Genomic DNA, 15,182 nt, shown 5'->3' with positions numbered 1-15,182 from the left:
CCCCCCCCCCCCCCCCCCCCCCCCCCCCCCCCCCCCCCCCCCCCCCCCCCCCCCCCCCCCCCCCCCCCCCCCCCCCCCCCCCCCCCCCCCCCCCCCCCCCCCCCCCCCCCCCCCCCTCGAACTCAGCGCTGGTGGCGAACCTTGTCAGGCGTCCGTGGAGACACACTTCACGGCGTCACCCGTAGCTGCACCGGCAGTCTCCGGTGCTCAGCTCTCGGAGCCGGAGATGTTGACCTGCCAGACGATGCCGAAGCGGTCGGTGAAGCTGCCGTAGACGTCGCCCCACATCTGCTTCTCCAGCGGCATGGTGATGGTGCCGCCCTCGGAGAGCTTCTCGTAGGCGCTGCGCAGCACGGCGTCGTCATCGCCCATGAGGGACAGCGTGACGTTGTTGCCCTGGACGAAGCCCTCGGGGGACATGCCCTCGATGACGTCCGAGACGTAGAGCTTGATGAGGTCGGTGACCTCGAGGCTGCCGTGCATGATCTTGTCGGCGCTGGGGTCGCCGTCCGGGACGGCTCCGAATTCTCCGAAGGTGGCGAACTGGGGCGTGGCCCCGAGGGCCGAGCCGTAGAACTCGAAGGCCTCCCGGGCGTTGCCGGGGACGTTCAGGTAGGGGTGCAGGGCTGCGGGCATGATGTCCTCCTCCACGAAGGGCGCCGACGCGGCGTCGTGCGCTCACCGGAAGCGTAAGCGCGGGGGCCGACGGGCGGAGGAGTTTTCGGGCAGCACGAGCCGGAACGGTAGGCGACGCGCCGTTCCGTTCCACTGATCCGTGCCGCTCGCGGCATGTTTCGGTGGAATGGGCGCGTAGGGCCGCGTGTCGTGCTGGTGGCGGGGCACGCTGAGCCGCGTGTCGTGCTGGCGGTGGGGGCGCTGGGCCGCGGGGCGCGCTGAGCGGCGGGGGCGCGCTGAGCTGTGGGTAGCGCTCGCTCTTCCGGGCGCTCAGTCCTCCGGGCCCTGGCCGGCGTCGAAGTTCTCCTCGTACACGCGCTCGGCCTCCTCGAGCACGGAGGGCTCCAGCCGCGCGATGGGCTCGACGTTCGTCATCAGCGGTTCGCAGTCCGGCCCGTTGCCGACGCGCTCGCCGCGCAGCACCCACGCAAAGCGTTCCGGGTTCTTCTCCGCCAGATCCTTGTACTGGCACAGCTGCCGGGCCAGCCAGTCGGTGACGGGCCGGGTCCACCACGACTCGGGATGCATGGGGTTCACGGACAGCCCCGGCATCTCCAGCCCACTCTCACTGTCCATGCTGCCGCCCTCCCGGTCCGCATCGGGACCCTCTGAGTAGCGCAGGAAGAGCTCGGGATTCTCGCGCAGCTCTGCCTCGAGCTCGTCGAGCGACCCGATGCGCCGCATCTCGGTGGACATGTGACCTCCAGGTGTCGTTCTTCTGCGGGCCGCCGAGCGCGGGGCGGGGCACCGTGATGATCAGAGATTCTGACTCAGACCCCGGCCCGCGCGCGAGACGGGAGACGTGCCGGAGCCTCCGAGCGGGCCGGGAGCTGACAAGGCCGCCCCGGGGCCCGAAGGCACCGGGGCGGCCCCGAGGGCTGGCTGCTCAACCCTGCGAGTCACCTTCGGCCTGCGAAGGCCGCAGCGGGTCCGGATCGAAGTGCTCGCCGTCGTCCTGCTCGGTGGGCTCCGGCTCGTCGCTGGCGTCTCCCGCCGGCATCAGGTCCTCGTCCGGTTCTCCTTCGGCCTGGGACGGCCGCGTGGGCTCCGGATCGGTATGGCCGTACTGGTTCTCCGTCATGACTCTCCTTCCCACTGGTTCGCACAGCGCGGGCGGCGGTGCGTGGTCACTGCTTGTTGAACGTGTCCTTGACGGCCCCGGTGGCCTTCTCGATCGGGTTGGGCTTGTCGGTGGTGCCGTACAGCCGCGGGTCCGGGCGGGTGGGCTCCGGCATCGGCGCGGAGGTCGTCGGCCCGTCGTGGTAGCTGAACTCGCCCTTCCCGTCGGGCGTGGGGCCACTGGCCCAGGAGCCCTCGGAGGCCGCCTGACCGTCGGAGAAGTTCTGGTACTGGTAGGACGCCTCGCGGTACTCGTCATTGATCGGGAAGTTGCTCGGAACAGGCATCTGCTCGAGGCCCTCCTCCTGCAGCTCACGGGCCGCCGCGGTCCACTGGTTCTGGTGCATCGTGTCCCTGGCCAGCAGGAACGAGAGCAGATCGCGCACGCCCGAGTCGTCGGTCATGTGGTACAGCCGAGCGACCTGGGTGCGGCCCTGCATCTCGGCGTTGGCGTTGGAGGTGAAATCGGCCAGCAGGTTGCCGCTGGCGGTGATGTAGCTGCCGCTCCACGGGTTCCCGTTGCTGTCCACGGGGCGTGCCCCGGCGCCGGCGACGATGGCGTGCTGGACATCCATCCCGCCCACGACGGCGGCGATCGTGGGATCGGACTGCACCGCGTCCTCGGTCACGCCCATCGGAGCCTTCTCCAGCAGCTGGGCGATCATGGTCGCGAGCATCTCGACGTGCCCGAACTCCTCGGCGCCGATCCCGTAGAGCAGGTCGCGGTACTTGCCGGGGATGTGGGTGTTCCAGGCCTGGAAGCCGTACTGCATGGCGACGGTGATCTCGCCGTACTGGCCGCCGAGCACTTCCTGGAGCTTGCGGGCGTAGACGGCGTCGGGCTTGTCGGGAGTGGCCTTGAACTGCAGTTCCTGCTTGTGGAAGAACACGGATCTTCTCCTTCAGGGGCGATTCTTTCGATCCAGTCGCTTCGCCGGCGATCCGCGCCAGGCGTCGTCGGCGAAGCGGTCAGTGGTGCGCCCGCGAGAGCGGGGCACCGACGAAGAAGTCAATGCCGCCCGTGCTCAGCGCCTCCGTACTGGGTCGCGGTGGCGGTGCGGCCGGGCCCGTGGCGGGGCAGGAACGACAGGCCGATCATGGAGACGCCGAGGATGAAGTGCAGCCAGTCATCGGCCGTGTTCAGCGGCACGAAATTGGCCATCGAGTGGTCGCCGATGACGAGCCCGTAGATCCACAGCACCAGGTATACGGCGCCGCCGACGAGGAAGTAGAGGCGAGCCAGGGAGGGGCGGCTCGCCAGCGCGAGGCCGGCGATCCCGTAGAGCAGGTGCACGACGTTGTGCAGGATCGAGACCTGGAAGATGCCCATCAGCATCGCCTCGGAGTGGTGCCCGGCCAGCTGCATGGAGCCGACGTCGGTGGTCAGGCCGGGGATGAATCCCGCGATGCCGACGAGAAGGAAGATCACGCCGTACACCAGGGAGGCGATCTGGATGGGGGAGCGGCCGGTGCCGGGGGTGCGGCCGGCGGATGAAGCGGGGTCGGGTCGGGCTGTGGTCATGATCGGTCCTCTGCGGAATCGAGTCATCGTGGGTGTCGCGGTGCGGCGTCGACGTCTCGGGAGAGGGGCCGGCTCCGACGGGTCTGCGTCGGGGGCTGGTCCCATTCGCCAACGTAGCCACGCCGCGAGGGGCCGCCAAGGGTTCCCGACCGGTCGGACCGGATATCGGCAGGAGACTGGCCGGGGCGCGCCGGGCGGGGTATGTCAGCTCGATGAGGTCGAGGCCAGCGGCGAGAAGTGCTCTGCGGCTCGTGGCCGTGGTGCCGTCGGCCGGCGGTCGACGTGCGGGTTCCGCCGAGATGGCCGGGGGCATAACGGTCGGTCGTGGGGGTTGAGAAGCGGCTCTCACTGTGCATAACGTTTTGGTCACGAGCAGATAGCTCGGCCGGCCGTCGGCCGGCGGACATGAAGGGAGTTCATCATGGCTGATCAGAACAACCCCGGGCAGTTCGGCAATCGGGACGACACGGAACAGCAGGCCAGCCAGGGCGGTCAGCAGAGCTCGGGCAGCTTCGGCCAGCAGAACTCGGCCGATCCCAGCCAGGCCGGCCAGCAGGGCGGCCAGGAGAGCTCGGGCAGCTTCGGCGAGCAGAACTCGGCCGATCCCAGCCAGGCCGGTCGCGAAGGCGGCCAGCAGAGCTCGGGCAGCTTCGGTGAGTCGAACTCGGCCGATCCGAGCGAAGCGGGCCGCCAGGGTGGCCAGGCCAGCTCGGGCAGCTTCGGCGAAGAGAACTCCGCCGATCCCAGCCAGGCCGGCCGTCAGGGCGGTCAGCAGAGCGGCAACAACTGATCACTCCCGAGGGCCGCAGCGGCCCTTGACCCCGAAAGGGGACGGCCATCCGGTCGTCCCCTTTCGCACGTCCCGCATGTCCACGCACCGAGGGTTACCGAGCGGTGGCCTCTCGCGCACGGAGGGAGCCCGGCCGACGATGGCCGGGCTCCCTCTGTGCGTGTGACTCACGTGCGCTGCGGTACGTGCTTCAGGCCGCAGCGCGGCGGGGGTCGGTCGGCGGGTTCCCTCTCAGCCCATCGCGGAGAGCAGGTCGGCGCACGCCTGCTCGCAGCGGCGGCAGGCCTCGGCGCAGACCTTGCAGTGCTGATGCATCTCCGCGTGCTTCTCGCACTCCTCGGCGCAGGCGGCACAGGCGGTTCGGCAGGCCTCGAGCAGCGAGCGGTTCAGCTCGACGTTCTTCCCGGTCTGACGTGAGAGCACCCGGCCGGTGGTCTCGCAGACGTCGGCGCAGTCCGAGTTCAGACGGATGCACTGACGCAGGTCCGCGACCATGTCCTCGGCCAGGCAGGCGTCGGCGCACGCGGTGCAGGTCTGGGCACATTCGAAGCAGGCCTCGATGCACTCGGCCAGCTTCTGCTGATCGATGCTGCCGAGGTCCTTCGGGTAGGTCTCTAGCATGGAACTGACGTGGTGGGTCATGATCTCGCTCCTTGTCGTGTCGTCCTTCCGAACGGGCGCTCGACGGCCCGCTGCCTGGACCGTAGTCAGCAACAGGTCAGCGGTGGAAGGTTCTGGGGCGGGACCTACCGAACGGTGGCGCGCAGGCGGACGGGGACGATGCCCATGCTGGCGCGGGCGATCACTGCGACAGAATCTCGAAGGCCAGGATTCCCGCCATCGTGATCATGAGGAGTCCACCGGCGGCGTGCACCCAGCGGAGGGAGTTCTCCGACCGCGATAGCCATCGCCGTGCCCGGTGGGCGCTCTCGACCCACGCAGTATCCAGCGCGACCCCCACGACAACAGGCACCGCGGTGAGGGTGAGCAGCTGCAGCAGGACGGGAATCCCCGACTGCGGCGGCAAGAATGCCGGTACCACCGTGGCGAAGATGATGACCGCCTTGGGATTGCTCACCCCGACGACGTAGCCAAGAGCAAGAGGACTCCGCGCCCGTCTCGGATTTCCCGCCGAAGTTGGCTGCTCCTGGACCTCGATGACGGCCCGGCCGGCTGCCTTGCGTAGATAGCCGACACCGAGAGCGCAGAGAACGACCGCGCCCGCGATCCGGAGCGCTGTGCTCACGACGGAGAACGTGGCCAGCATGGCGCCGAGGCCGACGGCGACCACCAAACCGACCGTCAAGGTCCCCAGGGCATTGCCCGCGACGCCCCGCAGCGCGGGCACTCTCCCATTCGTCAAGGCCTGGCCGACGAGGTAGAGGATGCTCGGGCCCGGCACAGCGATCAGGATCGCTGAGGTCACACCGAGTCCGATCGCGGCGGACAGCATCTATCTACTCCTTCGCGTCATCGTGGCCATTTCCCAGTGTGCGCCATCGCGCCGCTGTGAAGATCGTGGCCAGGGCTAGAGCGAGGGCCGGAAGGAGCAACAGTCTGTCGACGCCGAGGGGTCCTGCGAGCACGCCGGCGAGCGCGTTTCCCGTCGCCCCGAACACCAGTCCGACGGCGACGAGCAAGGAATAGCTCCTTGCGATCGCCGGTCCCGCCGCGACGACATCGAGCAACGCCGACTTCACGATCGAGCTCGGCGCGCCGGTCAGACCCGCCCCGAACATGGCCAGCACGACCAACCATGGCTGCCCGGAGGCAAGAAACACCAGGAGCGCGAACGCGGTCACGGTGGCTTGAGCGAGTGACAACTGCCTGCTGCGGGGACCCGGCCATGTGCGTGCGCCGAACGCGAGAGCGCCGAGGACCTCGCCGAGTGCGAGGGCGGCGAAGGCGATGCCGGCCAGCCCGGCGAGACCGGCGTCGGTCATGATGCCGGGGATGGCGACGGCGGTCATCCCGGCGGCGAGTCCTTCGAGGCTTGCCGCGGTCAACAGAGTGTGCAATCCGGGCGAACTTGCGGAGCGAACCACCGGGCTCTCGTGCGAGGCTGCTCCGCGCCGGTCGCTGGTCAGTGCGTACATGGCCGTGGCTGTCAGGATCATCAGCGCCGCGATGCCGACGGCCAGGACGGGTCCGTGAAGGAGCAGTGACAGCGAGACCAGGACCGGACCGATCGTGACGGCGCCCTGGAACAGTGCCGAGAGCAGCGCATAGGACGTGCCGCGCAGCGTTTCGTCGGCCAATGCGTGCGGCAGCCAAGCGCGCACGGCCGTGGTGATGGCCGGGATGGCGACCCCGGCGATCCCGGCCGTCGTTGCCACGACCCATATCGGACCGGCCAGCTGCCCCGCCGCCCCGAAGGCGAGAAGCGCGGCGGTGCAGGTTCCGCCCGCGGCGAGGACGATCGGACGGGACCCGGCCCGGGCCATCAACGGGCCTTGGGCGGTGAGGCCGGCGGCGTTGCCGAGACCGAAGAGGCCGCTGACCACGCCGGCGGCGCCCAGCGTGCCGGTCCACTCCTGGACGCACAGCACGATCGTCAGCGAGAGCATCCCCAGCGGTACTGCACTGAGGAACACGGCGATGAGCCGGGGTGTGACGTGGCTGGTCAGCAGGACATTCGAATAGGGTCCGAGCACGGCATGCCTCCATGGAGGATGCCCACCCACCCGGGAGCCGAACTCCCTGAACTGACGAGGCGCCGGTCGGCGCTCGTGGTGAGGACGAGACTAGCGCGCCACGGTGATGGTGGCGAGAGCCAGGGGAATGTTCCTGTGAAGGATCCGCCGCGGGAAGGTGCTTGCGCCGTGGAGCGGACCTACAGCGCCGTGGGGCCGAACAGCGCGCTGACCGAGTCGCCGCTGTGGATCCTGCGCACGGCCTCGGCGAAGGCCGGGGCCACGTTGAGCACGCTGAGCTTGGGGTGGTCCTTGCCTTGGCGCGGAACCGTGTCCGTGGTGACGATCTCGTCGACCTCCTCGGCGGCGCCGATACGGTCGAGGGCGCCGTTGGAGAAGATCCCGTGGGTGCACACGACGCGGACCCGCCCGGCACCCGCGTTGCGCAGATGCTCGAGGATGGCGATGACCGTGCTGCCGTTGGCGATCTCGTCGTCCAGGACGATGATGTCGCGGCCGGCGACGTCGCCGATCAGGGAGGTGATCACGACCCGGTCGTCCTCGAAGCGCTCCTTGGCGCCCGCGGCGACGCGGGCACCGATCCGGCGCGCGAACGCGGTGGCGCTCTTGGCGTTGCCGAGGTCGGGGGAGACGACGGTCGTGTTCGAGTGGTCCTCGCCGGAGAAATGATCGGCCAGTTCCCGCAGCGCGTGAAGCTGATCGGTCGGCATCCGGAAGAAGGACTGGACCTGCGGGGCGTGCAGCGTCATCGTCAGCACCCGATCCGCTCCCGCGGTGGCCAGCAGGTCCGCGACCAGGGGGCCGCCGACGGAGATGCGCGGGGCGTCCTTCTTGTCGGAGCGGGCGTAGGCGAAGTGCGGCATCACCACGGTGATCCGTGAGGCGCTGGCCCCGCGCGCCGCGTCGATCATCAGCAGCAGCTCGACGAGGTGCTCCTGGACCGGGGCGGCGATGGACTGGACGAGGTAGACGTCCCGCTCCCGGCAGTTGTCCATCAACTGCACTTCCAGGCAGTCATTGGCGAAGCGCTGCAACCGGGTGTCGCTGAGCGGCACGCCGAGCCGCTCGCACATCAGGGCCGCGAACGACTCACTGGCACGGCCCGCGAACACCCGGATATCGCTCATACGGCCCACGGTACAGACGTCGCGGTGCCGGCCGCAGATGGCCGGTTGGGGGCGGCCCCTCGCTCCAACTCGTCAGGCCCGCATGGGCGTACCGCGAGCGGACCAACCGCTAGGTCCACGATGGCTTTGCGACATGCCCGCTCCCGTCCGGGCCGGTGCATACCTTTATGGCCTGGGCTTTCACGGTACCGCGATCGTGGAGAGGGGCGACTGCGGCCAACGCATCGCTGGGTCGGTACGTGAATCGCCGACGCACAGGGCCATAGACTCCGGGCGATCTGTTCCCGGCCGCGCGTCGATGACCGCGAGATGAGGACCTCAATGCGCCCGCTGACGTGCCCGCCCACCGTTGCGCGACCCGCTGCAGCGCCACGGATGTTCGTCGGAACCGGGAGCGAGCGATGCTGACCCCCACGGCGCGCGGACCCCTCAGCGAAGCGGTCCTGGACGCGATGCGTTCGGGGGAGACCGCACGGGCGGGGTCGGTTCCCGAGGCCGACGGCCCTGACGACGTCCAGATCGCCCTGTGGTCCCTGTTCGAGCTGCACCACCGCGGCTTCGACGATGTGGCCGATGAGCTGGAATGGGACCCGCATCTGATCGGCCTGCGACGACAGCTGGAACACCGCTTCGAACAGGACCTCCGCGACCGCGCCCCTGAATTCCCCGAGCCCGGCGACTTCGCCGAGAACTTCTTCGCCTTCGTCGCCGGCCATGACGGCCCGTCGGTCGTGGGCCACCTGCAGAGCGCGGCCACGGCGGACCAGATGCGCCAGTTCCTGCGCCACAAGTCGATCTACACGCTGAAGGAATCCGACCACACCACGTGGACGATCCCGCGGCTGACCAACCGGGTCAAAGCGGCCGTGGTCGAACTGCAGTACGACGAGTACGGAGGCGGCGACCCCAACCGCCTGCACGCCCAGCTCTTCGCGCGTGGCCTCGAGGCCAGCGGCCTGTCCTCCGAGTTCGGCGCCTACATCGATGAGGCCCCGCTGGAGATCCTCGAGCAGGACAACGTCATGAGCATGTTCGGCCTGAACCGCCGGCTGCGGGCGGCGTCCCTCGGCTTCCTCGGCGCTTTCGAGGCCACCAGTTCCGCGCCCTCCCGCAAGGTCGCCCGAGGTCTGGAGCGCCTCGGATTCCCCGCGGAGATCATCGAGTACTACACCGAGCACGTGGAGGCCGACGCGGTCCACGAGCAGCTCGCGATCCGGAACGTCTGCGGCACCTTGTTGGAGGAGAACCCCGACCAGTACGAGAACATCTACTTCGGCGCCTGGGCCTCGATGCACGTCGACGATCGCTACGCCGAGCGGATGCTCGCGGAGTGGGCCGCATGAGCGCCGAGGCGGAAGACGCTCACCCCGACGTCGTCCTGTGCCCGGGCGGCCCGATGCTGCTGCGCGGGGAGCACGTCATCCAGGACGCGGACGGCGAGGAGCACCGCACCTGGCGACCGGTCAGCGCCGTGTGCATGTGCGGGGGATCGGCCATCAAACCGTGGTGCGACGGCACCCACAAGGTGATGCGGACGAAGCGGCCGTCGGCCTGAGAGCGACGCCTGAGGCCCGTAGAGCAGCGGGGCCAGCGTCGGTCTGTTCACGCTGCCTGAGGGCCCGATCAGGGCGCGACCACTGCGTCCGAGTGCGCCCCGGGGCGCACTGCGCCGTGATCCCGAGGCCCCGAATCGTGCGGCTTTCACGGCGACGCTGCGGCGGGACAAGCGTCATGGCCCCGGCCTCGCTCAGGGCCAAATACTTCGCCGGATGTCCACGTTGCAATCGCCTGGCTCGTTCCCCATGGTTGGCGCGAATCGGAGAGCCGGAGTCATCGGGTAACCAGGCGAACACAGCAGGTCAGACACTTCGAATGGGCGGTGAAGGCATAACTCGCCATCGGAGCTCACGCCACGGGATCGCGCAGGATGGTGCGCAGGGTCTCCTGCGGGGTCTCACGGGTGAAGCCGTCGAGATGGAGCTCATGATGCGGGCCACTGCGGTGAACCCCGCGCTCCTGCGCGAATGTTCCGAGGCGCTCGAGGGTCTCGAACTCGCCCGCGAAGGGGCCGTGGTGCATGACCTGGACGACGTCGTGCTCGGGCGTGGTGTGCAGCGCGATGACGTCTTCGCGCTGATCGTGAGTGCTCGCTGCACGAGTTCGCGCGGCGTTCAGATCCTCGGTCGTAGTGGTGTCGGGAATGGCCGCGAGCACTCGGTAGAGGAGTGAAGGCACGGGGTTGACGGTATAGAAGTCCGCGATCTCGACCGGGGCCGAGCTCTCCGGGTACCAGTACTGGATCTCGATCACGGGGCGCGACTCCCCGGTGACCTGGCGTGCGACGTCGCCGATGAGAAGCATCTTGCGGTAGAACTCGTCGGTCCCGGGGGAGCCGGTGCCGGCGATCGATACGTACGTCATGGCGGGAACGCGGACGACTTCGGGGTCGTCCGCGGCGTGGAGATGCGGGACTGTTGTCATGGGGTCGGTGCTCCGATGTTCGGTCCGCTCCGAACGGAGCTGTGGGACATGGGGTTCCTGGCGAGTTTCACTGGGAAGGATCGGTGGGGGCGGTGCGAGCGATCGTGGTGTCCAACCCGGCGCGAATGTTCGCCATGGTGTCGGTGAAGGCCTGGTCGATGTCGATATCGAGCCGCTCGGAGAGGACGAAGGCCCACCACAGCGTCTCGGCTAGCTTGTGCTTCAGCTCGGCTTCGCTGTCGCCGTCGATCTCCCACGTCCCCTCGTGTGCGAGAAGGAGGCGGCCGATGTAGCCCACGTCCTGCGAGAAGCCGAGCATGAGCTCGTGCAGAGACCATGTCTTGCCGTTGAAGCGCTGCTCGAGGATCTCGTAGAGGCGTCGAATCTCGAGTGCTTCGTCTCGGGCCGGGGCGAGGCGGGCTGATTCGGTCATGGGTGGTGCCTTTCGTCGTGGGGTGTGAGGCGGTAGTCGGGGGTCTTCACGGATCGGTCGTCCGGACGAGGGTCGACGCTCGCCGGGCCAGAGCCACCAGGTCGTGCCGCGATTCGCCGTCGGCCGCGCGAATGGCGAATCCGGTGGTGAGCGTGATCAGGAATCGGGCGAGCTCCTCGGCGTCCTCCTCCGAGGGGAGATCTCCCTCGTCGATCGCGCGCTGGAATCGGTCGGCGAGGCGTCCCTGGATCACCCGTCGGTTCTCCGCGAGCAGTGAGAAGGCCTCCGTCTCATCGGTGACCATCGCCTGGACGGACAGGCAACCAGGAGGTTGCCCGGGGGTCGTCACCGCCTTGGCGTTGCCGGTCAGGAACGCCTCGGCCACCTCCCTCGCGGTGGGTTCGGCCAGGGCCTGCTCGACGTACCCCATGTTGCGGGCGATATAGCGCTCGAGCGCTGCCCGGAACAGTTGTGCCTTGTCGCCGAATGCCCGGTACAGGGCGGGTCGACTGATGTGCATAGCGTCCGTGAGCTCTGCGAGTCCCGCCGCGTCGTATCCATGCCGCCAGAACGTCTCGACGGCAGCGTCTAATGCTGTTGCGGGCTCGAACGCGCGTGGCCGTCCTCCTGGCGCCATCAGTGCTCCTCCTCGGTTGCGTACCGATCAGTACGCAATCAGTGTTGCACAGAACCGGGCCAAAAGGGGCAAACACCCTCTGTGCGAGCGACGTGCCGCTGCGATGCAGCGCGCACTCCCTGCTGTGGACGGCTTCGCACAGACCGAGCAAGAGCGCCTGGAGGGCGCCATCTCGGCAGTATTGGCTCCCAGCAGCGCTGCCCAGGGGAAGGGTGTGAGGCGTCCGGGCAGACCTGGTACCGAGCTGGTAGCTGAGCTATGACAACGGCGGATTGCGGAGTTGCATCAGGGCCTCCGTCGCGCGTTGCCCATCGCTCGAACAGCATGTACAGCTCGGTCCGCAGCTTCTCGGCTCCACCCGACGTCCGACACGAACGTCTCCAGGGCGCTCTCGCAGGAGACCGAGGCGTCGAAGACCCTCTCGGGCAAAGCCCCGATGGGGTCGACGGGCCGGTACCAGGAGCTCACCTGCTCCTCGCTCACGTCCGCCACCAGCGGCTTGGTGCGATGGCGCCGCAGCGTCTCCTCCAGTGCGAGGTCATACCGGTAACAACGGCTGACTCCGCGGTAATCTGACACCAGTTGTTCGAGCATCGATCCGTAGGACTCGGAGTGCAGGATCCCTTCGACGACGACGTGCAGGCCATGGTCCAGTGCGAACCGGGCCGAGAGGTCGATGTACGCGACACTCAGGGCTCCGGGGTGGTCGCGTACGTGGAGGATCTCGCGGCGCAGGACGTCATGGCTGACGATGGCGATACCCCGGGGCCGTGCCTCGCGGATCGCATGGGCGAGCTGTGTCTTTCCGCTGCCGGAGTTTCCGCGGATGATGATCAGCCGCGAATCCCTCGTGCCGGTCATGGCCCGGTGTCATCCCTCGTTGGCAGCGTCCAGCGCCCGCTGGTGCTCCAGATAGAACTCGGCCTCGGCCGGCTCCGGTCGGTCCTGTCCGTTGAGCAGGCGGTGCCACAGCGGGTAGTAGGCCGGCTGCTGGGAGGCCAAGGTGATGCGGTCACGGGCCTCCTGGGGGAGGGTGAGGTCGGCGGCGTCGAGGTCCTCCTGGAGGTGCTCGAACGACCGGGCGGCGATCACCGTGCCGTCCACGCCGGGGCGATCGAGGATCCAGGAGATCACCACCTGGGGGATCGTCCAGCCCAGGTCCCCGGCAATCTCGTCGAACAGCTCGATGAGGTCATAGGCGCGCTCGCGGTCCGTCTCGTGCGGCTCCGGCCAGCCGGTGCCCTGCCTCGTATCCGACGGCGTCTGCTGGCCACGGCGCACCTTGCCATTGAGCAGGCCCTCGCCCAGCGGGCTCCACCCGAACGTCGCGACCCCCAGGTCACGGGCGGCCGGGATGATCTCGTACTCGATCTCGCGCGCCTCGGGCGTGTAGTAGACCTGCTGCGCGATCGGGGCCTCGAGCCCGGCCTGCCGCGCCTCGTACACCGTCTTGGTCAGCTGCCACGCGCTGTAGTTCGACACGCCCCAGTAGCGCACCTTGCCGGCACGGATCAGGTCGGTGACGGTCTGGATGGTCTCGAGGATCGGCGTCTGGCCGTCCCACTGGTGCATGTACAGCAGGTCGAGGTGGTCGGTGCCCAGGCGCTGCAGGCTGTCCTCGACCGCGCGGGTGACGTGCTGCCGGCTGGCGCCGGTGTCGTTGGGGCCCTCGCCCATGGACGTGCGGGCCTTCGAGGTGAGGATGATGTCCTCGCGGCGATCCCCCAAGGCTTCGCCGAGCACCCGTTCGGAGTCCCCGGCCGAGTAGATGTTCGCCGTGTCGATGAGGTTCACGCCCCGGGAGATGGCCTCGTCGAGCTGCCGGCGGGCATCGTCCACCGAGAGCCCGGCGATCTTCTCGAAGCCGCCTCCGGAGCCGAAGGGGATCGTCCCCAGCGCCAGACGGGACACATACAGACCGGAGTGACCAAGACGGATGTGATCCATGGGATGCCTTCCTCTCGTGCTGTGGCATGAGGTCGCCCGTGCGGGGCGAGCAGCGTGCTTCGACCGTACGTCACGGCCGACGGAGCCGGACACCCCGGCGCCCGCCGGGGAGCGGCGGCTTCGGGCGCTTCCAGCCGTGACCGCAGGTGGGGCCAGCCTCCAGCATTGGGCGCCGCAGTCGGGCGCTAGTGAATCGGGTTCAGAACCCGGGTACCAGCTCGAATGTCCAGGCCACCAGGGACGACTGCCCCGCCTTGGCGGCGTTCGTGGCGTCGGCCTCCCATGGATGCAGCTCCCAGATGCTCGGCGGGCCGGGGGTCAGCGGCGCTGCCTCGTCCTCGGGGCCGACGGTGACGTCGCCGCGGAAGGTCTCCTCGCAGGCCCGCACTACGAAACCGTGCGGTAGGGCGGCGCGCACCCTTCGAAGGAAGCGCGCCGCACGGACAGAGGCGCCACGGGTCACGGGCTGCTGCACGGGCGGCTCGCGTCGTTCGAGGCGAGCCGCCCGCGAGCAGCGGCTATCGACCGACGCTCGAGGCGCCCTCAGCTGCAGCGACTATGACGTCGGTGACCGCGTCGGCCTGCGTCACATACACGGCATGACTGCCCGGGACGGTGGCGATTGCGGCGCCTGCGCGCTCCGCCATGTGTGTGAGCATGGCCTGGTCGAACGCTTTATCCTCGGTGCCGAACACCGCCCAGCTCGGCTTCTGTCGCCAGGCTGCCTGCGAGACCGTCTGGGCGAAGACGGACATGTTGACGGGCACCTGCGTGTCGCGCATGAAGGCAACCTCTGCGTCGCTGGCGTCGGCGGCGAATCCCTTCTTGAACGCGTCGCGGTTGAGAAACCCGAATCCATCCGCGCCCACGTCGATGACGAAGTCAGGGGTTGCAGCGAATCCCTCGTACTGCTCGCTGGAGCTCTGGCCGGCGTCGGGCACAAGGGCCGCGACGTAGACCATGCCGGCGACCTTGTCATGGACACCGGCCTCGGTGATGACGGTGCCGCCCCACGAGTGACCCACCAGCATGGTCGGCCCGTCCTGGAGGTCCAGCACCCGACGCGTGGCGGCGACGTCGTCCTCCAACGATGTCAGCGGATTCTGGACGATGGTGACGCGGTAACCACGGTCGGTCAGGCGGTCGTAGACGCCACGCCATCCCGACCCGTCAGCGAACGCCCCGTGGACGAGAACTACGTTCACGACCATTCCTTCGATGGTGCTCATTGCTCTTCCTCATTTCTGCCGAATTCGGCGTGTGCGCGGTGATGCGCGAATGCGGTACTTCGGGGGATCGGTGCCATCAAGGGGGCGAATCTGCCTCGACAGCGGCCGTCGTGCTCGACGCGAGCTCTCGCAGCGTGTTCTCGGGATGGACGGTCACAGCAGCCTGTGAACCAGCGCCGGGACTATTCGACTCAGCCGATGGTCAGCTCGCTGATGAGGCCGTCGGTCAGGGTGAACCGGTAGGTGAGGTCTGCGACATTGCCGGGGAAGTCGCCCTCGATGCGGTTCACGACCTCCCAGTGAGCGTCGTCCTCACGCCGGGCGGAGATGAACTCGGTGGTGTAGGTGTACTGGCTGCCGGCATTGCGGAGGAAGGCGAGCACCTGCTCGGTACCGTGGAAGATCTCGCCGTCGTCGACGACGACGGCGTCGCGGGTGAACGTGCGCACCGCGGCGTCTGCCTCGCGGGCCGTGTGGGCTGCGAGGAACGCGCGGATCGTGTCCGGAAGCGCTGCGGAATGAATGGTCGGGGGAGTGGTGTGAGTCGTCATGCGACGACAGTCCCGCC

General features: G+C 68.6%; 20 protein-coding genes. 3 read left to right on the top strand and 17 right to left on the bottom strand.

The window, feature by feature from the left end; all coding sequences use genetic code 11:
• Window positions 1-207 precede the first annotated feature (207 nt).
• From AC5020_RS14395 to AC5020_RS14375, 5 genes are all read right to left on the bottom strand, one after another.
• Window positions 208-636, bottom strand: a complete 429-nt coding sequence (locus AC5020_RS14395) for a VOC family protein (protein WP_464988780.1) — start codon at window positions 634-636, stop codon at window positions 208-210.
• A 309-nt stretch (window positions 637-945) separates the two neighbouring features.
• Complete coding sequence (locus tag AC5020_RS14390; RefSeq protein ID WP_377017822.1) at window positions 946-1,371, bottom strand: DUF6098 family protein; 426 nt, start codon at window positions 1,369-1,371, stop codon at window positions 946-948.
• Between the two features lie 190 nt (window positions 1,372-1,561).
• Window positions 1,562-1,756, bottom strand: coding sequence for a hypothetical protein (locus tag AC5020_RS14385; protein WP_464988779.1), 195 nt, complete (start codon window positions 1,754-1,756; stop codon window positions 1,562-1,564).
• A gap of 46 nt (window positions 1,757-1,802) precedes the next feature.
• Window positions 1,803-2,684, bottom strand: a complete 882-nt coding sequence (locus AC5020_RS14380) for a manganese catalase (RefSeq protein WP_377017818.1) — start codon at window positions 2,682-2,684, stop codon at window positions 1,803-1,805.
• Between the two features lie 119 nt (window positions 2,685-2,803).
• Window positions 2,804-3,316, bottom strand: a complete 513-nt coding sequence (locus AC5020_RS14375; protein ID WP_464988778.1) for a DUF4383 domain-containing protein — start codon at window positions 3,314-3,316, stop codon at window positions 2,804-2,806.
• A 421-nt stretch (window positions 3,317-3,737) separates the two neighbouring features.
• Here AC5020_RS14375 and AC5020_RS14370 point away from each other — a divergent pair, with 421 nt between their 5' ends.
• Window positions 3,738-4,106, top strand: coding sequence for a hypothetical protein (locus AC5020_RS14370; protein ID WP_464988777.1), 369 nt, complete (start codon window positions 3,738-3,740; stop codon window positions 4,104-4,106).
• 231 nt (window positions 4,107-4,337) lie between these two features.
• On the opposite strand, the gene AC5020_RS14365 is transcribed toward AC5020_RS14370, so the two are convergent.
• The 4 genes from AC5020_RS14365 to AC5020_RS14350 form a co-directional block, all read right to left on the bottom strand.
• Entirely contained in the window at window positions 4,338-4,748 is a 411-nt protein-coding gene (locus tag AC5020_RS14365; protein WP_377017812.1) for a four-helix bundle copper-binding protein, read from the bottom strand.
• Between the two features lie 160 nt (window positions 4,749-4,908).
• On the bottom strand, window positions 4,909-5,559 hold the full coding sequence (locus tag AC5020_RS14360) for a LysE family translocator (protein ID WP_464988776.1): 651 nt from the start codon (window positions 5,557-5,559) through the stop codon (window positions 4,909-4,911).
• 4 nt (window positions 5,560-5,563) lie between these two features.
• Window positions 5,564-6,760, bottom strand: coding sequence for an MFS transporter (locus AC5020_RS14355; RefSeq protein WP_464988775.1), 1,197 nt, complete (start codon window positions 6,758-6,760; stop codon window positions 5,564-5,566).
• A gap of 179 nt (window positions 6,761-6,939) precedes the next feature.
• Entirely contained in the window at window positions 6,940-7,887 is a 948-nt protein-coding gene (locus AC5020_RS14350; RefSeq protein WP_377017808.1) for a ribose-phosphate diphosphokinase, read from the bottom strand.
• A 401-nt stretch (window positions 7,888-8,288) separates the two neighbouring features.
• Here AC5020_RS14350 and AC5020_RS14345 point away from each other — a divergent pair, with 401 nt between their 5' ends.
• Entirely contained in the window at window positions 8,289-9,230 is a 942-nt protein-coding gene (locus AC5020_RS14345) for an iron-containing redox enzyme family protein (RefSeq protein WP_464988774.1), read from the top strand.
• Window positions 9,227-9,442, top strand: coding sequence for a CDGSH iron-sulfur domain-containing protein (locus AC5020_RS14340; RefSeq protein ID WP_464988773.1), 216 nt, complete (start codon window positions 9,227-9,229; stop codon window positions 9,440-9,442). Before AC5020_RS14345 ends, AC5020_RS14340 begins: the two co-directional genes overlap by 4 nt.
• A gap of 350 nt (window positions 9,443-9,792) precedes the next feature.
• Here the strand turns inward: AC5020_RS14340 and AC5020_RS14335 are convergent, their stop codons facing one another.
• From AC5020_RS14335 to AC5020_RS14300, 8 genes are all read right to left on the bottom strand, one after another.
• Window positions 9,793-10,368, bottom strand: a complete 576-nt coding sequence (locus tag AC5020_RS14335; protein ID WP_464988772.1) for a GyrI-like domain-containing protein — start codon at window positions 10,366-10,368, stop codon at window positions 9,793-9,795.
• Window positions 10,369-10,435: 67 nt separating this feature from the next.
• Window positions 10,436-10,801: a nucleoside triphosphate pyrophosphohydrolase family protein gene (locus AC5020_RS14330; RefSeq protein ID WP_464988771.1), complete on the bottom strand. Its 366-nt coding sequence runs from the start codon at window positions 10,799-10,801 to the stop codon at window positions 10,436-10,438.
• A gap of 46 nt (window positions 10,802-10,847) precedes the next feature.
• Window positions 10,848-11,438, bottom strand: a complete 591-nt coding sequence (locus tag AC5020_RS14325) for a TetR/AcrR family transcriptional regulator (RefSeq protein ID WP_464988770.1) — start codon at window positions 11,436-11,438, stop codon at window positions 10,848-10,850.
• Window positions 11,439-11,723: 285 nt separating this feature from the next.
• Window positions 11,724-12,299, bottom strand: a complete 576-nt coding sequence (locus tag AC5020_RS14320; protein ID WP_464988769.1) for a P-loop NTPase family protein — start codon at window positions 12,297-12,299, stop codon at window positions 11,724-11,726.
• A 9-nt stretch (window positions 12,300-12,308) separates the two neighbouring features.
• Window positions 12,309-13,385, bottom strand: coding sequence for an aldo/keto reductase (locus AC5020_RS14315; protein WP_464988768.1), 1,077 nt, complete (start codon window positions 13,383-13,385; stop codon window positions 12,309-12,311).
• 199 nt (window positions 13,386-13,584) lie between these two features.
• Window positions 13,585-13,803, bottom strand: a complete 219-nt coding sequence (locus tag AC5020_RS14310) for a hypothetical protein (protein WP_464988767.1) — start codon at window positions 13,801-13,803, stop codon at window positions 13,585-13,587.
• Between the two features lie 100 nt (window positions 13,804-13,903).
• Complete coding sequence (locus AC5020_RS14305; protein ID WP_464988766.1) at window positions 13,904-14,614, bottom strand: alpha/beta fold hydrolase; 711 nt, start codon at window positions 14,612-14,614, stop codon at window positions 13,904-13,906.
• 191 nt (window positions 14,615-14,805) lie between these two features.
• A complete protein-coding gene (locus tag AC5020_RS14300) occupies window positions 14,806-15,165 on the bottom strand; it encodes a nuclear transport factor 2 family protein (RefSeq protein ID WP_377792348.1) in 360 nt (119 codons plus the stop codon).
• Window positions 15,166-15,182 lie beyond the last annotated feature (17 nt).

It is taken from the genome of Brachybacterium sp. SYSU DS0246 (assembly GCF_059391765.1).
The sequence above is the reverse complement of the archived record's forward strand: the minus strand, read 5'-3'. Positions and strand labels throughout refer to the sequence as shown.